Origin of the sequence: Staphylococcus capitis subsp. capitis (genome assembly GCF_040739495.1) — a bacterium.
Lineage (GTDB): Bacteria > Bacillota > Bacilli > Staphylococcales > Staphylococcaceae > Staphylococcus > Staphylococcus capitis.
On sequence record NZ_CP145263.1, the window covers coordinates 1,803,287 to 1,829,165 of the forward strand.

Annotated in this window: 17 protein-coding genes; 5 read left to right on the plus strand and 12 right to left on the minus strand. The window is 32.3% G+C overall.

The window, feature by feature from the left end; genetic code table 11:
• Positions 1 to 72: 72 nt before the first annotated feature.
• The 3 genes from clpB to V6C74_RS08940 all read right to left on the minus strand — a co-directional run bounded on the left by clpB (position 73) and on the right by V6C74_RS08940 (position 5,512).
• A complete protein-coding gene (gene clpB / locus V6C74_RS08930; RefSeq protein ID WP_002452857.1) occupies positions 73 to 2,685 on the minus strand; it encodes an ATP-dependent chaperone ClpB in 2,613 nt (870 codons plus the stop codon).
• Positions 2,686 to 2,921: 236 nt separating this feature from the next.
• Entirely contained in the window at positions 2,922 to 4,742 is a 1,821-nt protein-coding gene (locus V6C74_RS08935; protein WP_002452856.1) for an acyltransferase family protein, read from the minus strand.
• A gap of 461 nt (positions 4,743 to 5,203) precedes the next feature.
• The gene (locus V6C74_RS08940; RefSeq protein WP_002452855.1) at positions 5,204 to 5,512 is read right to left on the minus strand and encodes a metal-sulfur cluster assembly factor; all 309 of its coding nucleotides are present in this window, start codon (positions 5,510 to 5,512) and stop codon (positions 5,204 to 5,206) included.
• Between the two features lie 112 nt (positions 5,513 to 5,624).
• Between V6C74_RS08940 and V6C74_RS08945 the strand changes: the two genes are divergently transcribed.
• A complete protein-coding gene (locus tag V6C74_RS08945) occupies positions 5,625 to 6,446 on the plus strand; it encodes a Cof-type HAD-IIB family hydrolase (protein WP_016898809.1) in 822 nt (273 codons plus the stop codon).
• A 78-nt stretch (positions 6,447 to 6,524) separates the two neighbouring features.
• Complete coding sequence (locus V6C74_RS08950; protein WP_002452853.1) at positions 6,525 to 7,841, plus strand: CoA-disulfide reductase; 1,317 nt, start codon at positions 6,525 to 6,527, stop codon at positions 7,839 to 7,841.
• A 135-nt stretch (positions 7,842 to 7,976) separates the two neighbouring features.
• Here the strand turns inward: V6C74_RS08950 and V6C74_RS08955 are convergent, their stop codons facing one another.
• The 8 genes from V6C74_RS08955 to V6C74_RS08990 form a co-directional block, all read right to left on the minus strand.
• Positions 7,977 to 8,378 carry a YisL family protein gene (locus V6C74_RS08955; protein ID WP_016898810.1) on the minus strand — a complete coding sequence of 134 codons (402 nt, stop codon included), beginning with the start codon at positions 8,376 to 8,378 and terminating at the stop codon, positions 7,977 to 7,979.
• 210 nt (positions 8,379 to 8,588) lie between these two features.
• Positions 8,589 to 9,491: a fumarylacetoacetate hydrolase family protein gene (locus V6C74_RS08960; protein WP_002452851.1), complete on the minus strand. Its 903-nt coding sequence runs from the start codon at positions 9,489 to 9,491 to the stop codon at positions 8,589 to 8,591.
• 199 nt (positions 9,492 to 9,690) lie between these two features.
• On the minus strand, positions 9,691 to 13,347 hold the full coding sequence (gene addA / locus V6C74_RS08965; RefSeq protein ID WP_016898811.1) for a helicase-exonuclease AddAB subunit AddA: 3,657 nt from the start codon (positions 13,345 to 13,347) through the stop codon (positions 9,691 to 9,693).
• Positions 13,347 to 16,814, minus strand: a complete 3,468-nt coding sequence (addB, locus tag V6C74_RS08970; protein ID WP_002452849.1) for a helicase-exonuclease AddAB subunit AddB — start codon at positions 16,812 to 16,814, stop codon at positions 13,347 to 13,349. The genes addA and addB overlap by 1 nt, the downstream gene beginning before the upstream one ends.
• Positions 16,815 to 16,953: 139 nt before the next feature.
• Complete coding sequence (gene lepB, locus V6C74_RS08975) at positions 16,954 to 17,529, minus strand: signal peptidase I (protein WP_002452848.1); 576 nt, start codon at positions 17,527 to 17,529, stop codon at positions 16,954 to 16,956.
• Between the two features lie 21 nt (positions 17,530 to 17,550).
• Complete coding sequence (gene lepB / locus V6C74_RS08980) at positions 17,551 to 18,069, minus strand: signal peptidase I (protein ID WP_002452847.1); 519 nt, start codon at positions 18,067 to 18,069, stop codon at positions 17,551 to 17,553.
• A 4-nt stretch (positions 18,070 to 18,073) separates the two neighbouring features.
• A complete protein-coding gene (locus tag V6C74_RS08985) occupies positions 18,074 to 18,649 on the minus strand; it encodes a TVP38/TMEM64 family protein (RefSeq protein WP_002452846.1) in 576 nt (191 codons plus the stop codon).
• A gap of 246 nt (positions 18,650 to 18,895) precedes the next feature.
• On the minus strand, positions 18,896 to 20,227 hold the full coding sequence (locus V6C74_RS08990) for a glucose-6-phosphate isomerase (RefSeq protein WP_002452845.1): 1,332 nt from the start codon (positions 20,225 to 20,227) through the stop codon (positions 18,896 to 18,898).
• 350 nt (positions 20,228 to 20,577) lie between these two features.
• On the opposite strand from V6C74_RS08990, the gene V6C74_RS08995 reads away from it, so the two are divergent.
• The 3 genes from V6C74_RS08995 to V6C74_RS09005 all read left to right on the plus strand — a co-directional run bounded on the left by V6C74_RS08995 (position 20,578) and on the right by V6C74_RS09005 (position 24,345).
• Positions 20,578 to 21,783, plus strand: a complete 1,206-nt coding sequence (locus tag V6C74_RS08995; protein WP_016898812.1) for an argininosuccinate synthase — start codon at positions 20,578 to 20,580, stop codon at positions 21,781 to 21,783.
• Positions 21,773 to 23,149 (plus strand): argininosuccinate lyase, encoded by a 1,377-nt coding sequence (gene argH, locus V6C74_RS09000; protein WP_016898813.1) that lies wholly within the window; start codon positions 21,773 to 21,775, stop codon positions 23,147 to 23,149. Before V6C74_RS08995 ends, argH begins: the two co-directional genes overlap by 11 nt.
• A gap of 227 nt (positions 23,150 to 23,376) precedes the next feature.
• Positions 23,377 to 24,345, plus strand: a complete 969-nt coding sequence (locus tag V6C74_RS09005) for a glycerophosphodiester phosphodiesterase (protein WP_306008926.1) — start codon at positions 23,377 to 23,379, stop codon at positions 24,343 to 24,345.
• Between the two features lie 232 nt (positions 24,346 to 24,577).
• Here the strand turns inward: V6C74_RS09005 and V6C74_RS09010 are convergent, their stop codons facing one another.
• The gene (locus V6C74_RS09010) at positions 24,578 to 25,822 is read right to left on the minus strand and encodes a Glu/Leu/Phe/Val dehydrogenase (RefSeq protein ID WP_002452841.1); all 1,245 of its coding nucleotides are present in this window, start codon (positions 25,820 to 25,822) and stop codon (positions 24,578 to 24,580) included.
• Positions 25,823 to 25,879: the final 57 nt, after the last annotated feature.

Sequence of the window (25,879 nt, forward strand, 5' to 3'; positions counted from 1 at the left end):
AATAAAAAAATAAATCCAAGAAAGTGATTTGAACACACTTTCTTGGATCTTTATTTGATTCATTCTATTTCATTAAATATTTTCTGCTTTTTCAACGTCAAATTGTAATTCTTTGTCAGAATTTAAATCGACTTTAATTGTTGTACCTTCAGGTAGACTTTCTTTAATCATCATGCGTGCAAGTGGTGTTTCAATTTGTCTTTGAACGAAACGTTTTAATGGTCTAGCACCGAATTGTGGTTCATATGCTTCTTCACCTAACCATTTTTTAGCTTCATCAGACACTTCAATTGTAATACGTTGGTCCATTAAACGGATATTTAATTGAGTTAAAATTTTATCTATAATCATACTCATATCACTCACAGATAATGGTTTGAATAATACAATATCATCCATACGATTCAAAATTTCTGGTTTGAAGTAAGCATGTAAACTATCCATTACCGCTTTTTCAGTACTTTCGCTAATTTCTCCAGCGTCTTTCACATTTTCGAGTAACACTTGTGATCCAATGTTACTTGTCATAATGATGATTGTATTTTTGAAATCAACACTACGCCCTTTAGAATCAGTTAAACGACCTTCATCTAAAATTTGAAGTAGTACATTAAAGACATCACTATGCGCTTTTTCTACTTCATCTAATAAAATAACTGAATATGGGTTACGTCTTACCGCTTCAGTTAATTGTCCTCCTTCATCATGACCTACGTATCCTGGAGGTGCACCAATTAGACGAGAGACTGCATGTTTTTCCATGTATTCGCTCATATCAATACGAATCATGTGTTTTTCTGAATCAAATAATGATGCTGCAAGAGATTTGGCTAATTCAGTTTTACCAACACCAGTTGGTCCTAAGAATAAGAAACTACCGATTGGTCTGTTAGGATCTTTGATACCTGCACGAGCTCTAACTACAGCATCAGATACTAAATCGACAGCTTTATCTTGTCCTACAACACGTTCATGCAAGATATCACTTAAGCTAAGAAGTTTTTCACGTTCAGTTTCAACAAGTTTAGATACTGGGATACCTGTCCACTGGCTTACAATATCGCCAATTTCTTCATCTGATACGACTTCACGAATCATTCTCTCGCTATCCTCACCTGTTTCGTCTTGATAAGCCTCTTCGAATTCTTTTAATTCTTTTTCTAATTGAGGAATTGTACCATATTGAAGTTCCGCAGCTTTCTCAAGGTCACCTTTAGTTTGAGCATCTTCTAATGCTTGTCGACTACGGTCTAATTCTGCACGTTTTTCTTGTACTTTTGCAATTTTTTCTTTTTCTTGTTCTACACGAGACTGTAAAGAAGCTTGTTTTTCTTTTTCATTAGACAACTCTTCTTGTAACTCTTCTAAACGGTGTTTACTTGCATTGTCAGATTCGTTTTTTAAAGCACTTTCTTCAATTTCTAATTGCATTACACGACGGTTGACTTGGTCTAATTCAGTTGGATTAGAGCCCATTTCAGTACGGATTGTCGCACAAGCTTGATCGACTAAGTCGATAGCTTTATCTGGCAAGAATCTATCTGTTATATATCTATCGGATAATTCTGCAGCTGCAACTAGAGCACGGTCTTGAATACGAACACCATGATAAACTTCATAACGTTCTTTTAAACCACGTAAAATGGAAATTGTATCTTCAACATCTGGTTCGCTGACACCTACTTTTTGGAATCGACGTTCTAAGGCAGAATCTTTTTCAATATATTCTCGATATTCATTAAGTGTTGTCGCACCAATACAATGCAATTCACCACGTGCTAACATAGGTTTAAGCATATTTCCGGCATCCATAGCACCGTCAGTTTTGCCAGCGCCTACTAACATGTGTATCTCGTCAATAAAGAGAATAATTCGACCTTCTGATTCTTTTACTTCTTTAAGCACAGCTTTAAGTCGTTCTTCGAATTCACCTCTAAATTTCGCACCGGCTACCAATGCACTTAAATCTAATTCGAAAATTGTTTTATCTAACAATGATTCAGGAACGTCTTTTTTAACTATACGTTGTGCTAGACCTTCAACTATAGCTGTTTTACCTACCCCAGGTTCACCAATAAGTACCGGATTGTTTTTTGTTTTACGACTTAAAATACGGATAGAATTACGTATTTCTTCATCTCTGCCAATAACAGGATCCATTTTTCCTTGACGAACTTCTTCCACTAAGTCACGACCATATTTTTCTAAAGCTTCGTAATTTACTTCAGGATTTTGAGATGTCACATGATTTCCCCCTCTAATTTTAGTAATGATTTCTTTAATAACTTCACTTTTATTTCCGACATATTGTTGAGTCGTTTCATCAATATCCATTGCTGCACGCAATAAATGTTCCATAGAAATAAATTCATCATCATATTCTTTCATATAAGTTTCAGCTTTATTTAGTAAATCATTAGCTTTCTGACTTATATATTGACCATATTGAACATTATCACCTTGCACTGATGGATAATTTTTTAATTTGTTTTCATAAGCTTTTGTAAGTTGCTCAATATCTATATTTGCTCTTTCTAATACACTTTTAAATAAACTTTCATTCTCTTCTAAAGCAGCTTTTAATAAAGCTTCGATTTCAATATTTTGTAACTGATATTCTTTGCTTGATTCAACGGCTTTCTGTAAAGCTCCTTGAACAGCATATGTCATTTGATTAATATCCAATTGTTTTCACCTCTATCATTTAGAGTAGGTCAAAAATAAGGTTTTGACTTTGACTTTCTTTGACCTTAATTATATTATAGACCCTCTTTACTTTATATTCAATCATTTACACTTACTTTTTGACCTTTTTCTATAATTCTCAAAGTACACAATCATATCTTTCATCATCATTTTTATACCACAAAAAGAAACTAGCCTAACGTAATAAATACGTCAAACTAGTTCCTTTTTTAAAGCTATTTCTTTTTCATATTTTTTAGAATTTCATCAGTGAGTGCTTCAACACCGCTATTTCCAAGGTGAATACCATCAGGAGCGAAATACTCTGTATGTCCCTCTGAACGTTTATACCAATCAACAAGTTTCACATTTTTATGCTTTTTAGCAGCGTCAGCCATTAGTTCATTAACATGACCTTCATAGGATCGAGGTACTCTTGTATTCACGAGATAAACTTGAGCTTTACCAAACTTGTCAATTAAATTATCTAATTGATCTTCAGTAAAATCTCCATTAGTACCTAATTCAAGAACAACTTGATCTGAAGGCTGATTATAATGTTTATAATTGCTATCTGCTAAAGGTAATGCTTGGTATAAATTTCTTCCTACTTTACCATCAATATTTGCTTTAGGGACTCTGGATTTAAATTGTTCACCTATATCTACCATTACTGAGTCGCCAATTAATAATGGTTTAATATTAGAATAGACTTCATCCTCTTTGCCCTCTTCAGTTTTTCCGTCATCAGTTAGTTTAATGTCATCTATAGGCAACATATGGATAAGATATTTATCATTTTCACTAGTGTTAAATGTTTGTGCTTTATCAGTTATATTATCTTTACCTAATTTATCAAACGCACCTGCAAGTACTAAAACAAATGGCAATGCTAATACAATAGTAGCGATTGTTCTAATAAATTGAGGCTTGAAACGTTTGTTAATCGCAAAAGCTTTAAAACCTTGCTTTCTGAATGGCGTCTCTACATATCGATAAGATAACTCTGCTAAAGCTATCGTTAAAATGATATCAAATAGATATACATAGAACGGTATTTGACCATCAATATAGTGACTATGAATAAAACTTATTACTGCAAAATGCCATAAGTACAAGCTATATGAGCGTTTGCCAATATACACTAAAACTGGATTCCCTAATACTTTAGAGACTAATGTTGCAGGGTGGACTACACTAGCTATAATAAGCAAGGTCATTGTTGAAATTAGATAAAATCCACCGTTGTAAATCCAATCACTCTCGTCTTTAACGGTAAAGAATAAAACAAATAAAAATATTAAACCTACTATTCCAGCAGTATCAATTGTAGCTCTTAATGTCTTAGGTGGTTGAGCCTTGAGTTTAAATGGTGGCCACATAAATGCTAGAAGTACACCTAATAAAAGTGTTTGTAATCTTGTATCCGTTCCAAAATAGACACGTGAGTGATTCATATGTGGTTGCGAAATGATTACCATTAATAAAAGTGATACTAATGATATAATCCAAAATAATAATGCCACATTTCTGTATTTCTTAATCGTAAGCAGTAATAATATTAATATCGCTGGAAAGAACAAATAGAATTGTTCTTCTATAGCCAACGACCACAGATGTTTTAATGGCATAAATGAAAATTGTTCAAAGTAATTAACATCTTTAGCAATAAACCACCAGTTCGAAACATAGAATATTGCCGCAACAATATCATGTTTAACTCTTACAATATTATCTGGTTCAAATATAAGGGTTGCAAGTCCTACAATTATTAGTAATGCCAAAACTGCGGGTAACAATCTTTTTATACGTCTAATCCAGAAATTTTTAAGATTAATTATACCTGTTTCTTCATATTCTTTTAATAACAAACTGGTTATTAAATAACCGGAAATTACGAAGAACGTGTCCACTCCTAAAAAACCGCCAGTAAGCCATTTTTTATTTAAGTGATATATTATAATTCCAATAACAGCAATTGCTCGCAAACCATCAAGTCCAGGCATATAACGCATTTTTTTACCGCGTTGATGACCTTTCTTTAATTCTTTTTCCATTGTTAACATTCTTTCCCTATAAGTAGTTAATTTGTTAGACAGATAAATTGAGTTTTCAACAATTTCCCATAATAAAACAAATGCTTTTCAGTTCATCTAATACACTTCTTATTCAGTTTTCCCTACATATTAAATATTGAAAATTAATGTTTCATTCTCGTTAACTTAATAAATTTATGTCAAATCCTTCATATTTTTATTAAACATACACCTTTTAAAGTGTAAATTTCAACTCTTTTATGTAAGAATTTTCATTTCCCGAAATGTAGTAAGTCTTATGTATTGTAATATACTTGTAACATTAATTCAATTTAAATAGCATTTTCAATTTATTAAAAATTTCTTAACTCACTTTAAGCTTAAATTGCTCTATCATAAAAGTTTTCTATGTTTAAACAAAAAAAGAATAGCTACACACATTTTCAAAGTGAAATGTGTAACTATTCCTAGTCTTTTATCAATTATCCAACTCCGAGAGCGATCTTAGCATAACGAGACATCATGTCTTTGTTCCAAGGCGGATTCCAAACAATGTTTACTTCTGTTTCAGAAATCTCAGGAATTTCTGCTAATACTCCTTTAATCTGTTCAATAATTTGTGGTCCTAAAGGACAGCCCATAGAAGTTAAAGTCATCTCAACTGTACATAGACCTTCATCGTCTACATCAACTTTATATACTAAACCTAAATTGACAATATCAATGCCTAATTCAGGGTCAATTACCATTTCAAGAGCCCCTAGGATACTATCTTTTAATGCTTCCTCCATTAGTATCACCTCTTTAAAATTATCTTTATACTAATATATCAAATATCCGACAAAACGCCAATAAAATGCTATGATACTGATACATGAACAATCGATATACAAGGAGTTTTATATGCAACCTTATTTAATTTGTCTAGATTTAGATGGAACGTTATTAAATGACAACAAAGAAATCTCATCTTATACAAAACAAGTTTTAACAGAACTACAACAACGCGGTCACCATATAATGATTGCCACTGGTCGTCCATATAGAGCAAGTCAAATCTATTATCATGAATTAAATATGGACACACCGGTTGTCAATTTCAATGGTGCATACGTACATCATCCTAAAGATAAAGATTTTACTACTATTCATGAAGTTTTAGATGTAGAGATTTCCAAAAATATTATCACTGCTCTTCAACAATCTCATGTTACAAATATCATTGCTGAAGTAAAAGATTATGTTTTTATTAATAATCATGATCCGCGACTATTTGAAGGGTTCTCAATGGGTAATCCTAGAATACAAACAGGTAATTTATTAGAACAATTAACAGAACCCCCAACTTCTTTACTTGTTGAAGCAGAAGAAGATAACATCCCTAAAATAAAAGATATGTTAACTCATTTCTATGCTGAGAATATTGAACATCGTCGTTGGGGTGCACCATTCCCCGTTATAGAAATCGTTAAGCGTGGTATTAATAAAGCACGAGGTATTGAACATGTAAAACAATACCTTAATGTTGCGGACGAACAAGTCATTGCTTTTGGTGATGAAGATAATGATATCGAAATGATTAAATATGCCTCACATGGTATTGCAATGAATAATGGTTTACAGGAATTAAAAGATGTTGCAAATGATACCACATATAGTAATAACGAAGATGGCATAGGTCGCTATTTAAATGAGTTCTTTGATTTGAATATTCGCTATTATTAATATAGATAAGTATTAAAGGGGATGACATAAATCATGTATCCCTTTTGTTTTTAAATTTTTTTAAAAGGAGTTCACATTTTGAATAAAATAGTCATCATCGGTGCTGTTGCAGGTGGTGCAACTTGTGCTAGTCAGATTCGCCGTTTAGATAAAGAAAGCGAGATTATTGTTTTTGAAAAAGATAGAGATATGAGCTTTGCAAACTGTGCCCTACCATATTATATTGGTGAGCTAGTTACTGAGAGAGAAAAAGTATTAGCTTATACACCTGAATCATTTTATGATAAAAAGCAGATTAATGTTAAAACGTATCATGAAGTAATAGAAATCAATGATACACATCAAACTGTCACAGTTTTAAATAGGCAAACTGGAGAAACATATGAAGAATTATATGACACACTTATTTTAAGTCCTGGTGCCGGCGCTAATACTCTAGGTTTTGATAGCAATATTTCATTTAATTTAAGAAATTTAGAAGATACTGATGCAATTGATCAGTTTATTGCTAATAATCATGCTAAAAATGCGTTAGTGGTCGGTGCAGGATATATATCACTTGAAGTATTAGAAAATCTATATGAACGCGGACTTGACGTCACATTAATTCATCGTTCAGAGCGGATTAATAAACTAATGGATCAAGATATGAATCAACCTATTATTGATGAATTAGAAAAAAGAAATATCTCTTACAGATTTAACGAAGAAATTCATCAAATTAAAGGTAATGAAGTTACTTTTACATCAGGAATAAAAGAAAATTACGACATTATAATTGAAGGCATAGGAACACATCCACATTCGAACTTTATTAAATCATCAAATATTCACTTAGATGATCATGGCTTTATACCAGTAAACAAACAATTTCAAACTAATATACCAAATATTTACGCTTTAGGAGATGTCATAACGTCATTTTATCGTCATGTAGATTTACAAGCTCAAGTGCCATTAGCATGGGGCGCACATAGAGGAGCTAGCATTATTGCCGAACAATTGGCTGGAGATAGTTCAATTACATTTAAAGGCTATTTAGGATCTAACATAGTTAAATTCTTTGATTATACCTTCGCAAGTGTGGGCATTAAACCAAATGAACTATGTCAATTTGATTATGAAATGGTGGAAGTTAAACAAGGAGCTCATGCCGGTTATTACCCAGGAAATACACCTCTACATTTAAGAGTTTATTATGATAAAACTTCACGTAAACTTTTACGTGCTGCCGCAGTTGGACAAGAAGGTGTAGACAAAAGAATTGATGTCTTATCAATAGCAATGATGAACCAAATGACGGTAGATGAATTAACCGAATTTGAAGTTGCTTATGCTCCACCTTATAGTCACCCAAAAGATTTGATTAATATGATTGGTTATAAAGCTAGATAAAGCATATTAATATCGTGTTATATTCTAGCGTCAAATCTTTAAATATCAATAAGAATTACACAATGTAATTAACCACATAAACGAAAGAGACTGAGACAATGAATATGTCCCAGCCTCTTTCAATTTATACTTATTTTATCCTAAACCAAACATTTTAGTTAATGGACCCCATGGCAAGATGACTCCAATTGCCATTGTTACAATAATTAGCGCGATTGTAATCCAAAAGAATTTATGCCCTTCTTCTTTTTTCTTTCTTTTAGCAATAGTTACTTCCATTAAAGCAATAACTGCTAAACCACATAACATTTTTAAAGTGAGTAACATATGGTTTCCGCCACCGCCATGTGCTGCTGCGATAAATTCTTTAATTAATTCCCAGAAACCAGTAAATAATGTGAGTAACATAAATAGTCTTAGTGCCATATGTAATGGTTTAAAGTAAGGTGAAGCACCTTGAATTTTTGAAAAGTTTAAATAAGTTGCGATAAATAATACTATTGTTAATACCCAACTCAAAATATGGACATGTAACATGCTTGTGTCCCCCCATATATTTATTTTCCCAAATATCATAACATATTTCGAAATTACAAATGTAACAACATTTCAAGATTTTATAATTCTATCTTTTGCAAACAGTAAAACGTATAAATTATTAATTAATTCAAATTTAAAAAGCTGTCGATAATAGAGTTTTATCGACAGCATATTTTTATAAATCAAACTTTTTAAATATGGTAGTAATTATTTAGAGATGTAAGTTGTTAGTGTACCAATGTTATCAATAGTGACTTTAACTTCATCACCCGGTTGCAAGTATTGAGGTGGTTCCATACCTGCGCCTACGCCTGCTGGTGTACCAGTTGCGATGATATCACCAGGATGTAATGCTACATATTTAGAAATTTCTTCTATTAATTCATCAATTTTAAGAATCATTTCTCCAGTGTTACCATCTTGACGGATGTCGTTGTTCACTTTAGTGACGATATTAACATTTTCAGGTGTTGGCAATTCATCTTTAGTGACAATATATGGTCCCATTGGGCAACCACCCGTTAAACTTTTAGATAAAAATGCTTGATCATGTGCATTTTGAGCTGTACGGTCTGTAATATCATTAATAATAGTGTAACCATAGATATAATCTAAAGCTAATCCTTTAGGAATCTTCTCCCCTGATTTCCCAATAACGATGCCTAGTTCACCTTCGTAATCTAATTGGTCTGTAATATCTTTATGATTAGGAATTGTTGCTTCATCACCAGTTAAAGATGAAGCAGCTTTAGTAAATACATATAAACGTTCAACTTCATGATTTAATTCGCTAGCATGATCTTGATAATTACGACCAAATGCAATAACGTTATTTGGTGGTGTAACTGGAGGTAAAAACTCTACATCTTTGAACGAAATTTTAAACTCTGCTTCTCTACCGCTATCTTCAGCAGCCACAACTGCTTTACGCACTTGTTCTTGAAAATCTAAAGTTTGGTTTTGTTGTAAGCCTTGTAGTAATGTTTTGGGATGAAAATCTTCTTCACCAAATTCAGCAAAAACCATTGGTAAATCCCAAACAGCATCTTCACGTTTAACTTTTACCCCGTATGAAGTTCTGTCATTGTGTTTGAATGATAAAAATTTCATTCATAATCAACTCCTCATCTATATCTTATTACATATTATAACTATATCTGAGTTCAAATAACAAACATATAAGTAAGAAAATTAAGAAATTTCTTAATAGGATATTGGATAATCTTAAATAAAAATGCTACGTCATCATAAGTCTTACACTTAAGATAGACGTAGCACGTCTTTATTCTAACAAACAGTATTATGCTTATTATTCATCTATTGTTAACATACCAAATTTAAAGAAATATAGATAACCTTGAACTGGCTGTTTGAGTATAGTTTCTAACGTATTACGGTAATACTTCATTTGGATTTGATATTTCTCTTTAAGTTGTTGTCCAATCTCCTCATCAGTCATCCCTTTTCGTCGATTAAATGCATCTGTTTTATAATCCACGAAATAGTATTTTCCATCTTTTTGAAAAATTAAATCAATCATACCTTGAATAATTGAAACGTCTTGATTATCTTCAGGTAATTGATCGACCTTCGCTTGATTAACAACAAATGGCAATTCTGTATACACTTTGTCTGCTTGTGCAATTTGCAGATATAAAGAACTTTCAATAAATCTCATTATATCATCATATTTAATATCGGCTTTAGCATCCTCTTCAATGATATTACGATGAATCAGCATATCAATATATGAATCGAGCTCTTCTCTTGTTAATCCCGTTTCTTTAAATGGAAGATGTTGCATTACTGTGTGCATTAACGTACCAATTTCATTGGCTTTCCGCTTCTTATCTTCACTTAAAAATCTAGGACGCTCATATGTTGCTACACCGATACGGTATTGTCTGACTCTATCATAGTTTGTATCACTTTCCTCTGTTTCAAGTTGACGTTTAAGTTCAGATACAGACTGCTTTGAAGGTTTCAAAGTGTCTTCCTGATAAGGATATTCATACGCTAATTGATGATGAATCTTAGCTTTTACATCATCATTACCACTGTTGAAGTCATCAATATCATTAACTGTTCGACGTTCATTTTCAGGGGTAACCTCTTCTGTGGATACGTCTTCGTAGTGATCAATTGTGATCGTTACGCGTGGTTTCACTTCAGAATTAAGTGTTTCAATATCTCGTTCAAATTTCTGTTCGTCAGGTAAAGATGCTGATTGATGTTTAGCTAAAATACTATAAATGAATTTGAATGAATTCTTAGCAGTCAAGCGTTCATTTACTGCAATAAGATCTTTAGATATAGGTAATTGTTCAAGTTCAGTCAATTCTTGTTCTTTCTTGACTCTACCTATTAAAATCAATTGTTCTTTAGCACGAGTTAATGCAACGTAAATGAGACGCATTTCTTCAGAGATATGTTCTTTTCGATTAATAGCGCGGTAGGCTGCTGAAGATAATGATGGATAGATCATTTCTTTATCTGTATCATAATAATCCATTCCTAAACCGTATTGTTGGTTTAAAATGACAGGTTGAGTCAAGTCTTTTTCATTGTATTTTTTAGAAAGTCCTGAATAAATAACAAACGGAAATTCTAATCCTTTACTACTATGGATGGTCATCATTCTAACAACATTATCACTTGGCCCAACTATATTCTCTTCACCGAAATCTCTTCCTCTATCAATCAGCTCATCTATAAATCGAATAAATTGGAATAAACCTCTAAAGCTAGAGTTTTCAAATTCAATAGCTTTATTAATTAAACCATAGAGATTTGCGCGTCGTCCTTTTCCACCAATAAGACCACTAAAGTATTGTATAACAAAATGATCATTGTAAAATTTGTCAATAAGCTGATAAACAGGTTCATTTTGTCTATAATCTTGATAATTTTTTATATCTTTTATAAATCTTTGTAATTTGTGAACTAAATCCTCTTTAGCATTATTGTCATCTATATAATTTTGAATCGATTGATAAAAATAAATATCATTAGGACTAGCTACTCTAATTTCTGCTAATTCATCTTCTGTAAATTGATAAATAACTGAACGCATGAGCCCTACAAGATAAATATCTTGCAAAGGATTATCAACAGTTTTTAAAAATGATAATACTAGTTGTACTTCAGTTTGTTCAAAGTAACCCTTTTTACTTTTAACATGGAATGGAATATCACTATTTTTAAATGCTTGCTGCAAATTACGCGCATTATCAGTATTTCTTTCAAGTATTACAATATCTTTAAATGTTGCACTTCTATAAGTTCCAGTTTTCATATCATATACTTGTTCATTTTCAATGATATCTTTCACTTGTTCTACGATGTAATTAGCTTCCTGCTCACTTCCTGTTAATTCACTCGTTTCTCTATCAGCTTCAATTAATGCACGAAGTTGTACAGGTTTATCAGCTTGATCATATGGTGCTCCATAATAGAGTTGAGCCGCATCATCATAGATTATCTCTCCAACGTTATCATCCATCATATGCTTAAAAAGATAATTTGTGGTAGAAAGTACTTCTTGTCTAGAACGGAAGTTTTGAGATAGATCTATGACCATCCCTGTACCTTCTCCTTCACTAGTGAAGCGATTATATTTTTCAATAAAAAGACTTGGATCAGCTTGTCTAAATTTGTAAATTGATTGTTTTACATCCCCTACCATAAATAGGTTACCGTTATATTCTTCGCCTGTTTTAATACAAGATAAAATCTTTTCTTGAACACGGTTCGTATCTTGATACTCATCCACTAGAATTTCCTCAAAATGTTCTCGATACGTTTTTGCAATATGTGAAGGTGTACCATCTTCGTTAGTAAGTATTTGTAATGCAAAATGCTCATAATCTGCAAAGTCCAGTAAATTACGGCTTCGTTTTTGTTTGCTAAATTCTTCGATGACGTCTTTCACAATTTGAGCTAAATAAGCTACTCTAGGAGCCAATTTCTGCATATCTAACTTCAAATCGTCCGCACTTCTTGAAAAATAATCATTTTTCACATCACTAACGAGGCCTTTGTATTTATCATAGTGTTTTTTAGCATCATCTAACGCCTCTTCCATACCCTCATTTGCTTCTTTAATCTTTTTGGTAATTGAAGGAAAACGGCTTACAAATTGGTGTGATACCAGTGCATCAGTATTAATCATGTCACCTTCGATAACTTTAGAAATAAAACGACGTTCATCTTCCACTACTTCTAATTGTTTTTCAACATTGTCAAACATTGAGAATAAGTTAAAACTTTTTATAATTTCTTCATAAGCAGCTTTTAGAAATATCATTGCTAAATCATTTAGTAATTTCAATAATTGATTTTGTTGGCCTTCGTTTTTATAAGGTTGAGATAATTGATCTAACCATTTGAATGGATTAGGATTTGCAATACTAAAGAAGTACAAACGTTTAATAATATTTCTAAATTGGTCATCATTTCTATCTGAGGACAACTGCTCAGTTAACTCGATAAAATCAGAGTCTAGAATGTCATAATGGCGTTCGAGAACATCGTCAATTGTTTGATCAAGCAGTAGGACGTTTTCAGCTTCACTACTTGTTCTAAAATTAGGATCAATGTCTAAAACGTCGTAATGTAGTTGAATTAATTTTAAACAAAAACTATGTAACGTAGAAATCTGAGCCTGATGAATTTTAACACGTTGATTTTTTAAATGCTCATTATCGGGTTCAGCAAGAGAAGCTTCTTGAATACGTTGGTCTACACGAAGCTTCATTTCACGCGCACTCAAATTTGTAAACGTTACAACTAGTAAAAGATCAACATCCATATTATCTCGAAGAATTCGTTGAATAATACGTTCAACTAATACAGCAGTTTTACCCGAACCAGCGGCAGCAGCGACGAGGACATCTTGACCTTTAGCATATATACTACGCCACTGTGCGTCAGTCCAAATTACATCATTAGGTTTAGTTGGTATCATCACTGGTCACCACCTTCATCAATCATATTTTGAATTAATTCTATAGGTTTAATAGACTCATCTACTGTTCTATAACGTTTACTATCTATCATACTATCCACATGGCATACCGACTGATAACTACAAAATTGACATGGTAAAGTATTTTTGTATTTTAAAGGCGCTACCTCTGTATGACCATCCATAATATGAGTAGCTGTTTCAATGAAATTCTTCTTATTGTGCTGAATAAATTGTCGAATCACATCTTCATTAGCTACACGACTCGTATTCTTACTTATTGCACCTTTAGTAGTTAAACCAATTGGAGCGATATCTGAATTAAAACTTGGCTCCAAACGCTTGTCTAATGCATCTATTACTTCTTCATCGCTATTTACAAGACCACTCATTTTGAAACTTTTAATTAATTCTTTATTTAATTTCTCTTCATCAATTTTGGACCAGTTATCAAATTTAATACGCGGTTCATGGACGTGAAAATAGAGTAACCCACCTGGTTTAACTATATCAGTCAGCCCTAGTCTATCTTTATTTTGTAAGACAATGTCCATGTAAGTCATCATTTGCATTTGCAACCCATAGTACACCTTCGTTAAATCTAAAGTCGCACTACCAGTTGAAGATTTATAATCAATGATATTTACATAACTGTGATCGTCTTTAGTATACGTATCAATTCGGTCGATTTGACCTCTAATATTAATAGGAATTCCTTGTCTAGTATGTAGAGGCTTTGCAACTAATTCATCTCTATTTTTAGGTGATTTACGAAAGCCTGTTTCAAATCTTTGCGGTACAAATTTGGAAAAGCCTGTTTGATACTTTAAAGCATTTAAAGTTGTTTCTACTATAGAACCTATTCTTCTAGATAAATACTTATAGTAAGCTGTTGAATTCAATAAGTTGAACTGTACTTTAGGCAATATCAACTCCAATGCTTCTTCAGTTAACGCTCTAATCTTTTTACGATCTAAGTTCTTAAAGTCTCCTTCTACACGATCAGAAATATGTTTTAGCACTGAATGGAAAATATCTCCTAAATCAAAGTTTTGTAATTCATATTTCGAACGTTCATTCAACCTTAATCCATGTGATGCGTAATGTTTAAACGGACATTGCTGGTAACCCTCAAAGCGTGACACACTTGCATTAATAGTTTTTCCGTATAATTGCTTTGTGAGTGTTTCATTTAACTGAACTGTTTCATTATCGTATGTCAGAGAAGTGATAAGATAATCTAATCCCTCATTTAATCGCTCATCATCTCGAATCACTTGGTATGCATCTAGCCATCTTATATCTACATCTTCATGATCTAACCATCTACGCAATGTATCAAATAATTCAATTTTAGTTTGATGCACGTGTTGCATAAGACCTATTGGTTGTTCTTCATGTTGTCGCTGAATATTAACAATATCTAAATTATGATATAAATCTTTAATTTGTGATAAAAAGGGACTTATTTCCTTTTCCTCTCCCGAATTTCCCATCAAGCTATATGAGAAAGTTACTTTTTCACATGCACGTGTCATAGCAATATAACAAACAAATGCTTCATCCATTTGTAAAATATCTGATGTCGGACTTAATTCAATTTGTGCATTTTGTTCAAAATATTTCTTTTCTTCATCTGTAATCAAACTAGATGAAGATACAGGTTGAGGCAATGAACCGTCATTCATCCCTACCATATATACATGTTGTTTATTATCAACCTTAGCCAAATCCATTGTACCGATACTTACCTGATCTAAGGTCTGCGGAATCATAACAAATTCTAACTGCTCTAATCCTATATCAAACACTTCAAGGAATTGTTTTAAAGTCATCTCTTGAGTATCAAAAACTGTTACCAAATCATCTAAAATTTGAATTAATCCATTCCAAATTTGATCGATTTCCTCTGCTTGTTGATGCTTACCTGCTACGTCTAACTCATCTCTTTCGGTCATGAGTTGGTTTGGGAGTTCGAAATATTCCATACTTTCGTAAAAAGCAGTCGCAAAATCCCTCACAGTATGTGCTTCACTCATCGCTTTTTCAAAGTATAAAACTTTATCAATGACATTGTTCTTTAAACGAATTACCTCTTCGTACGTTTCTTTTTCTTGGGGAGTTAAAGCATGTGATTTACGTCCCATTTTGTTAAATTGGTCGACATGAAATACTTCCTCATCCAACCAACGTTTATCATAAACACCACGCTCTAATGCGAAATTCTCTAATAAATCTATTAAGTAGCTACTATGCTTAAATTGTGCAGTTAGTACATCTGTCTTAAATAAACGCAACATAGAGTTAATATTCCAATTCGACTGTATAACCTCAATTAAAGAACGAATCATTTCCATAATTGGATGATGTGACATTGACTTTTTAGTATCTATATTAAATGGAATATCGTATAGGGAGAAAATAGAATCGAATAAATATGCATATGATTCATCACGATACAAGATAGCAATGTCTTGAAATCTCAATTGGTTATCACGAACATCTCTAATAATTCGTCTGGCTAATTCATTCACTTCTTCACGTATATTAGAAGATTCGAGTATTTCAACATGATTTGAATGAGATAGAGGTGTCATTTGCAAAGCATCAAAATCACTTTCTAAATGCATGAGATCATCATTTTTAAATCGAAATCTTTGATGAAATAAGGTTTTATTTAATTGAATATTTAATTGGTTCGCAATGTCTTCGAGATGTGTTAAAACTTCTGATGGTTTTCTAAATAGACTAAAAGGGTCTTGGTCACCATCTGTTGTTAATAAAACTGTGACACTCTTAGCATGTTGTACCAAAGCTTCAATCATTCTGTATTCAAGTGTTGAAAAGTTATAGAATCCATCAATAAATATTTCTGCTCGTCTGAGCCACTCAGATTTTGACATTTGATCGATAAAACGTTCTAGACTATTCTCAGTAGTTATAAATTCCCCACTCATGCGAGATTCTAGCTCTTTATAAATTAGAGTAATATCTTCTAGTTTATGTTGTGTTCTCGTTTGTAACTGATGTTCTTTAATAAATTGATTTAAATGGTCCGGTGTGACACTATATTTTTTAAAATCTTGGATTTGTTCTGCGAGTTTCTCACTAAAGCCATAATATTTAGATTGAGAACGGTACAATTTAAGTTCTGTATCGTATTGTTGAACAATATGATAAATCATCATTTGCATGGCAGCTTTAGATAATTTTTGTTCTGTATATCCTCCTACTTCTTGAAAAATACGATGACTTAACCTTTCAAAGTGAAGGACTTCTGTTCTTAAACTTCCATTAAGTTCTGTATCATTTACAAAGGCTTGTTCTAATTGAAATGTACTCTGAGTTGGAGCGATTAATACAATAGGATCACCTAGAGGATCATGTTTCATTTCGTTCTTTATATAATTTAACATTGAAGCTGATTTACCCGTACCAGCTCTACCGATATATGTATTTAATTCCATAACATTCCCTCACTCCTTTATCCTTTATATTATCACACCAAAGTTAGGTTCTAATATAAATAAAAAATGGAGACATCTATAATTTTAAAAATTATAGATGTCCCCATTATTGAAATAATTTTACATAGCTTTAAAATTCTTAGTTTTTAGTGTTTTCAGGATTGAAATTTGATTTAAATTCGTTAAACGGCCAAAATCTAAATGAAACTTTACCAACTATTTGATCTTTATCTATTAAACCAAATGAGCGACTATCCTTACTTACTTCACGATTATCACCTAAAACTAAATATTTATCTTTAGGTATTACATTTGTTTTAGAGTTAGCATTTGCTAAGTCCTTCACTTTAAATGTTCCTGTAATATACTCAGTTTGTTTGCGCTTTTCATTATAGTTTAAATATGGTTCTTTTTGTTTCTTTCCATTGATGTATAATGTGTCATTTTTATATTGAACACTATCGCCCGGTGTTCCAATAACACGTTTAACATAGTCATCTTTTTTATTAGCATGGAAAACAATAACGTTACCTTCTTTAACGCCACCGATTTTATAACCAATAATATTTACCATTACACGTTGACTATCCTTGAGCGTCGGGTCCATTGAATCACCTTTAATAGTGTACGGCTTAGCAATAAATTTTCCAATTAAAAATATAAGTGCTAGCGCTACGGCAATGGCGGCAATCCATTCAATTATTTCTTTTTTCAATTTTCACACCTCTTCTAGTTTCTAAAAATCATAGGCGAATTCCTTAAAAGGGTAATATTTTAAACTCACATCGCCAATGATATCTTGTTTATCAATTAAACCATAGCGTCTCGAGTCTGATTTATTATCATCATTATCATTTAATACAAAATATGAACCAGGTGGCACAATATCTCCATCTGAATCTTTAATATTTCGTAATGCAATATTTTTTATTTGTCTATTTTTAGCATATTGTTCATTGACGCGTCTATCATCTCTATATAGATGATGATTTTTAATTTCAACTGATTCTCCAGGTTTACCAACAATTCTACTGAAATGGATTACCCCGTTATGTCTATACAAGATAACATCCCCATCTCTTAGTAAATCAAAAGTAACCTTTATTTTATTAACAATCACTCTATCATCCTTCTTCAACGTCGGAGACATATTATGATTAGGTATAACCGCACCAACAATAATAAAGGTTTGAACGAATAGTACAATAATAATTGCAAAAATTAAGGAAATCAAATATTTAATCGTGCGTTGCACATTTTCACTCCTTAGTAGAACCCATAAAATATTTTTCTACTTTTTTACTAACAAACCAAAGTGCAACGAGCAATAGTAGCATTATTAGTGCGCGTATTGGATTAGTAAAAATGGTAGTTACTTCTCTTCCCATTACTCCTAAAATAGTAATGGAAATAAGTTTCGAAATAGTCAAAACAATGAAATAATATTTCACTTTAATATGAGACAAACTTGCTACTAAATTAATCAATGTATTAGGTGTAAATGGAAAACATAATAATATAAATAAAGGTATTAAACCTTGTCTATCTATAAAACTTATAAGTCTTTGTACAGATTTTCTCTTTTTTTCATTTTTCATTTTTTCAGTATTAATTAATTTCTTGCATACTAAAAATACTGTGAATGTACCAGTTACGATGCCTAACCAACTGATGATAATTCCCGGAATTGACCCATAAGCGTGCATTAATAACACAACATAAAGTGTCAAAGGTAACACAGGTACAATTGCTCTCAAATAGAGCATAATGAACCCAGGAATGTATCCGAATTGCCGAAATACGTCAAACCATTCTTCCAATTGATGAAACGACAAAACATCAAATCCTTTCTAGGGTTAATATTACTTTATTATTATAGTGGTAATTTACGCTTTTTGAAACAACTAAATTTTGTTCACAATATAAGTCAAATTTTAGTAGTAAATACTCACACTGGTATTTATAAATAATTAATAACAAGATCTCAAACTGAATATGTAAAAAAGCCAAGAACTTGAGAGATTTTCTCAAGCCTTGGCTACAAATTACTATATTTTGAATACTAACTTATAATTGAAAAATTATAAGCGATCTTCTAATTCTTTTTTCTTATCTTCATATCCTGGCTTACCTAATAATGCAAACATATTTTGTTTATAAGCTTCTACGCCAGGTTGGTTAAATGGATTTACTCCTAATTGATAACCACTCATTGCACATGCAAGTTCAAAGAAATACACGACATAGCCGAATGTTTCTTCATCTAATTGAGGAATGTTCACTACGATGTTAGGAACTCCACCATCAGTATGCGCTAATAGTGTACCTTCAAATGCTTTTGTATTAACTTCATCAATTGTTTTACCAGCTAAGTAATTTAATCCATCTAAATCCTCACTATCTTGTTCAATAGTAATATCATGTTTAGGGTGATTTACTTTAACAACTGTTTCAAATAAGAAGCGACGTCCTTCTTGTACGTATTGTCCTAAAGAGTGCAAGTCCGTTGTGTAATTGGCACTTGAAGGATAGATACCTTTGAAATCTTTACCTTCAGATTCACCGTATAATTGTTTCCACCATTCATTAAAATATTGCATAGAAGGTTCATAGTTTATCAACATTTCTGTTGTATAGCCTTTGCTATATAAAATATTACGAATAGTAGCGTATTGATATGCAATGTTTTGCTCTAAATCTTCAGATGATAATTCTTCACGTGCTTTAGCTGCACCAATCATAATTGACTCGATATTAATACCAGCTGTAGCGATTGGTAATAAACCTACTGCAGTTAAAACTGAATATCTTCCACCTACATCGTCAGGTACGACAAAAGTTTCGTAACCTTCATTTTTTGCTAATTGTTTTAAAGCACCTTTTGATTTGTCTGTAGTAGCAAAAATGCGTTGTTTCGCTTCATCTTTACCATATTTATCTTCTACTAATTGTTTAAATAATCTAAATGCAACTGCTGGTTCAGTAGTTGTTCCAGATTTAGAGATTACATTTACTGAAAAGTCTTTATCAGCTAAATAATTTACTAGTTCTTGAGTATAACTTGATGATAAATGATTACCTACAAATACAATCTCTGGATATTCATTACTAGTTCTGAATGATGAAGTTAACATTTCGATAGCTGCTCTCGCACCTAGATATGAACCACCAATTCCAATTACAACAAGTACGTCAGAATTGGATTTAATACGTTTTGATGCTTCCACTATTCTTGAAAATTCTTCTTTATCGTAATTTACTGGTAAGTCTAACCAACCTAAAAAGTCTTTACCGGCGCCAGTACCTTTATGAATTGTATGATGAATCGTTTTAACGATATCTTTTTGTTGTTCTAATTCATGTTTGTCGAAAAATTCTAAAGTTTTACCATAATCTAATTGAATATGCGTCATCTTATTGCCTCCTATGATGTATACTATATTAATTTTACTAAGTTTATATAAGCTATTCAATTCACAAGACTGTCTCAAGACCAGAAAAGTGATTGTTCTGTGAATTTTCAATTTAAATTACAAGCTATTTATAGATTTTATCAGCAATATCTATATTAACTTTATATTCATTTTACAGAATTTTTAAATATATTAAAAATACCATTATTACAAAGTTTAATGAAGTATCAATGCATCCTCCTACATGTATATTTTGAATATTTATGTAATATAATGGTTTTATTTTCATCTATAATCTGCTATGATGTATCCATATTAAAATTCTGAAAATTTATTAGAGGTGTAAACTTATGAAAGAAAAAATTGTTTTAGCCTATTCTGGCGGTTTAGATACAAGCGTTGCAGTGCAATGGTTGATTGATAAAGGATACGACGTCGTAGCATGTTGCTTAGACGTAGGAGAAGGCAAAGATCTTGATGTTGTATATCAAAAAGCTTTAGATATGGGAGCTATTGAATGTCATATCATTGATGCAACAAAAGAATTTAGTGAAGATTATGTAAGCTATGCAATTAAAGGAAATTTAATGTATGAAAATGCATATCCACTAGTTTCTGCTCTTTCTCGTCCATTGATTGCTAAAAAGCTAGTAGAAATCGCTGAAAAAACTAATTCTATTGGAATTGCACATGGATGTACTGGTAAAGGAAACGATCAAGTACGTTTTGAAGTAGCTATTAAAGCATTAAATCCTAATTTAAAAGCATTTGCTCCTGTACGTGAGTGGGCTTGGAGTAGAGAAGAAGAAATTGATTATGCCATTAAACATAATATACCGGTTTCAATCAACCATGACTCTCCCTACTCCATCGACCAAAATCTTTGGGGAAGAGCAAATGAATGTGGAATTTTAGAAGATCCTTATGCAGCTCCACCTGAAGATGCATTTGACTTAACTACACCTCTTGAACAGACACCTGATAAAGCAGATGAAATTATTATTTCATTTAAAAAAGGAATCCCAGTTCAAATTGACGGTAAAGATTATCAACTCGATGACCTTATTCTTTTCTTAAATGAATTAGCTGGTAAACACGGTATTGGAAGAATCGACCATGTTGAGAATAGAATGGTCGGTATTAAATCTAGAGAGATTTATGAAACTCCTGGAGCTGAAGTATTACTCAAAGCTCATAAGGCACTAGAAACAATTACTTTAACCAAATATGTTGCTCATTTTAAACCGGTTATTGAAAAGCAATTTTCAGAACAAATATACAATGGATTATGGTTCTCACCACTTACGGACAGTTTAAAACTCTTTATTGATAGCACACAACAATACGTTGAAGGCGACGTAAGAGTTAAATTATTTAAAGGTAATGCAGTAGTGAATGGTAGAAAATCACCATACACATTATATGATGAAAAACTTGCTACTTATACAAAAGAGGATGCATTCAACCAAGAAGCCGCAGTAGGATTTATCGACATCTATGGATTACCTACACAAGTAAATGCAATGTTACATGGAGGTTATAGTGATGAGCAGTAAAGCTTGGGGAGGTAGATTTGAAGCTCAACCAGAAGATTGGGTTGATGACTTTAATGCTTCAATTGAATTCGATAAAAATTTAATTAATCAGGATATACAAGGTAGTATTGCACATGCCACTATGCTTGCGAATCAAAATATTATTACACAGAATGAAGCTCAAACTATCATCCAAGGATTAAAAGATATCCAGAAAGATTTTAATGAAGGAAATATTGAATTTAAAGCATCATTAGAAGATATACATCTAAATATTGAGCATGAATTGATTCAACGTATTGGAGAAACTGGTGGTAAATTGCATACTGGACGTAGTAGAAATGACCAAGTCGCAACAGATATGCATTTATATACAAAAGAAGAAGTTCAGAATATTATCGAATTAATCAACTCATTTCAACATGAAATAGTTAAACTTGCTGAAGACCATGTTGATACGATAATGCCTGGATACACGCATCTCCAACGTGCGCAACCTATTTCTTTTGCGCATCACGTCATGACTTACTTCTGGATGTTAGAACGTGATAAAGGGCGCTTTAATGATAGTCTGAAGCGTATCGATATTTCACCTCTTGGCGCTGCTGCTTTAAGTGGTACGACACATCCTATTGATAGACACGAAACACAAGAACTCTTAGGTTTTACAAATATTTATGAAAATAGTCTCGATGCAGTCAGCGACCGAGATTATATTATCGAAACGTTGCATAATATTTCATTAACAATGGTCCATCTTTCTCGTTTTGCTGAAGAAATTATTTTCTGGTCAACGGATGAAGCTAAATTTATAACTTTATCAGATGCTTTTTCAACTGGTTCATCGATTATGCCTCAGAAGAAGAATCCAGATATGGCGGAATTAATTAGAGGTAAAGTTGGACGCACAACAGGTCACTTAATGAGTATGTTAGTTACGCTAAAAGGTTTACCATTAGCTTATAACAAAGATTTGCAAGAAGATAAAGAAGGTTTATTCGATGCAATTCATACAGTCAAAGGCTCTCTACGTATCTTTGAAGGTATGATAGCCTCAATGACCGTAAATACTGAACGTTTAAGTGAAACTGTAAAAAAAGATTTTTCAAATGCTACTGAGCTTGCAGATTATCTAGTAAGTAAAGGGGTGCCTTTTAGAACCGCTCATGAAATTGTTGGAAAAATTGTACTAAATTGCATTCATAAAGGTATTTACCTACTTGTTGTGCCATTATCGGAATATAAAGCACATCATTCTAATATTGATGAAGATATTTATGACTATTTACATCCTGAAAATTGTTTAAAACGTCGTAAAAGTTATGGTTCAACAGGACAAAATTCTGTTAAACATCAATTAGACATAGCAAAATCACTATTAAATTAATACCTTCGAGATATTATTTAACTGATAATTAATACCTTTCGAATTTGTTAAATATTAATTAAGTTTTTTAATAATATTTTAATTTAGTAAATTTTATATAAAATTTTCTTCGTTCTCTTTTGCATCCTTTTAAAATGGTGTAATTTATATTTATCACATCAATTTGAAAGGATGTTTTTATGTTCAAATCTAAAAGAATAGTTTTGACGAGTTTAGTTGCGCTATTTATTGGTATCATTTGTATCACTACCTCTAACTTCCTTAATACTAAAGGAGTAAAAGCCAATCAAAGTCAAACACATCAAACAACTAAGACAAATCAAAATAACCATTTCAAACGAGAATCCGAATCTGATTCAGTAAGTGGAAAAACTAACGATTCACATGCTCACTGGGCTACAAATCCTACAGGTGAAAAATACACCACTATAGCCCATAGAGGTGCAAGTGGTTATGCACCTGAACATACTTTTCAATCTTATGATAAAAGTCATAATGAATTAGGCGCTTCTTACATAGAAATTGATTTACAACGCACTAAAGATGGTCATTTAGTAGCAATGCATGATGAAACAGTAAATCGCACTACAAATGGACATGGTCGTGTTGATCATTATACTTTAAAACAATTAAAACAACTCGATGCTGGAAGTTGGTTTAATAAAGCAAATCCTAAATATGCCAACAAGAAATATAAAAATGCAAAAGTACCTACGTTGGATGAAATTTTAGATAGATATGGTAAAAATGCCAATTATTATATTGAAACTAAATCACCTGATGTTTATCCTGGAATGGAAAAACAATTACTAAATACCTTAGCCCGACATGGTATGTTAACGAACAGTTCATTAAACAATGGACATGTAATGTTACAATCATTTTCCGGAGATAGTTTACAAAAACTACATCAAATGAATCCAAATGTACCTTTAATCAAATTAATGAATAAATTTGAATTAACGAACGCTTCAGACCAAGATTTGAAGGCAATTAAATCATATGCAGTGGGTGTTGGTCCTGAATACACAGACTTAAATATTAAAAATACTAGACACCTTAAAGATTTAGGTTTCTTAGTACACCCTTATACAGTTAATAACGTTAATGATATGAGACGTTTAAATCAGTATGGTGTGGATGGCGTTTTCACTAACTACGCTGATTTATATAAAGCCGTTTCAAAAAATCAATAAATATTTCTTTCAAAAAGACTTTGTGGGATAGTCAAACTATCTCACAAAGTCTTTTAGTATGTCGTTCTACCACTCACTACGATTTTTCATTCTTTAATCATCGGTTGCTTTCTTAAGCTAAGATATCGAAATTATTTTGAAAAAACTTTTACTATTTCATAGCTCTAAAAAAACCTGCAACTCATTACAAGTTGCAGGTTTCCCTATTACATTCTTTATTTGGTTAACAGTTTTAAGCCCAACCGCGATAACGAGCAGCTTCCGCTGTACGTTTAATACCTACAATGTACGCGGCAAGTCTCATATCAATTTTTCGGTTTTGTGCTAATTCATAAATTGTATCAAATGCACTAACTAATTTTTCACGTAATTTTTCATTAACTTCGTCTTCTGTCCAATAGTAACCTTGGTTATTTTGAACCCACTCGAAATAAGATACAGTCACACCACCAGCACTTGCTAATACGTCTGGAACAAGTAAAATACCTCTTTCAGTTAAAATGCGTGTAGCTTCAGGTGTTGTTGGTCCGTTTGCCGCTTCAACAACAATGTCAGCTTTAATATCATGCGCATTATCTTCTGTAATTTGATTAGAGATGGCAGCAGGTACTAAAATATCACAATCTAATTCAAACAATTCTTGGTTAGAGATTGTTTCCTCGAATAAGTTAGTTACTGTACCAAAACTATCACGACGATCTAATAGATAATCTATATCTAAACCATTAGGGTCATGTAATGCACCATAAGCATCACTAATACCAACTACTTTGGCACCTAAGTCATATAAAAATTTAGCTAAGAAACTACCAGCATTACCAAAACCTTGAATAACTACTCTAGCATCTTTGACGTTCATACCTCTACGTTTTGCTGCTTGTTCAATTGCAATAACTACACCTAAAGCTGTTGAACGGTCTCGCCCTTCTGAACCACCTAATACGATAGGTTTACCAGTAATGAAACCAGGTGAGTTGAATTTATCAAGTGCACTATACTCATCCATCATCCAAGCCATGATTTGGGAGTTCGTAAATACGTCTGGCGCTGGAATATCTTTGTTTGGTCCAACGAATTGAGAAATAGCTCTTACATATCCACGAGATAATCGTTCAACTTCATGAATACTCATTTGACGTGGGTCACAAACGATACCACCTTTACCACCACCATAAGGTAAGTTAACGATACCGCATTTTAAAGTCATCCACATAGATAAAGCTTTAACTTCTTCTTCATCCACTTCTGGGTGGAAACGTACCCCACCTTTAGTAGGACCAACGGCGTCATTATGCTGTGCACGGTAACCAGTGAATGTTTTAACTGTACCATCATCCATACGTACTGGAATGCGAACTTGTAAAAATCTTAATGGTTCTTTAATAAGATCGTACATTCCATCGTCAAATCCCAATTTGTGTAATGCTTCTTTAATAATCCCTTGAGTGGAAGTCACTAAATTATTATTCTCAGTCATGATCCTATTCGCCTCTTTTTAACTAATGATTTCGCTTTCAAATTTTATTGTAACACA

Excerpts from the sequence above, each read along its gene's own strand:
- V6C74_RS08935 (WP_002452856.1), bottom strand. The coding sequence starts at position 4,742 with ATGGAAAAAGAATTAAAGAAAGGTCATCAACGCGGTAAAAAAATGCGT.
- V6C74_RS08940 (WP_002452855.1), bottom strand. The coding sequence starts at position 5,512 with ATGGAGGAAGCATTAAAAGATAGTATCCTAGGGGCTCTTGAAATGGTA.
- V6C74_RS08945 (WP_016898809.1), top strand. The coding sequence starts at position 5,625 with ATGCAACCTTATTTAATTTGTCTAGATTTAGATGGAACGTTATTAAAT.
- V6C74_RS08955 (WP_016898810.1), bottom strand. The coding sequence starts at position 8,378 with ATGTTACATGTCCATATTTTGAGTTGGGTATTAACAATAGTATTATTT.
- V6C74_RS08960 (WP_002452851.1), bottom strand. The coding sequence starts at position 9,491 with ATGAAATTTTTATCATTCAAACACAATGACAGAACTTCATACGGGGTA.
- addA (WP_016898811.1), bottom strand. The coding sequence starts at position 13,347 with ATGATACCAACTAAACCTAATGATGTAATTTGGACTGACGCACAGTGG.
- addB (WP_002452849.1), bottom strand. The coding sequence starts at position 16,814 with ATGGAATTAAATACATATATCGGTAGAGCTGGTACGGGTAAATCAGCT.
- V6C74_RS08990 (WP_002452845.1), bottom strand. The coding sequence starts at position 20,227 with ATGACGCATATTCAATTAGATTATGGTAAAACTTTAGAATTTTTCGAC.
- V6C74_RS08995 (WP_016898812.1), top strand. The coding sequence starts at position 20,578 with ATGAAAGAAAAAATTGTTTTAGCCTATTCTGGCGGTTTAGATACAAGC.
- argH (WP_016898813.1), top strand. The coding sequence starts at position 21,773 with ATGAGCAGTAAAGCTTGGGGAGGTAGATTTGAAGCTCAACCAGAAGAT.
- V6C74_RS09010 (WP_002452841.1), bottom strand. The coding sequence starts at position 25,822 with ATGACTGAGAATAATAATTTAGTGACTTCCACTCAAGGGATTATTAAA.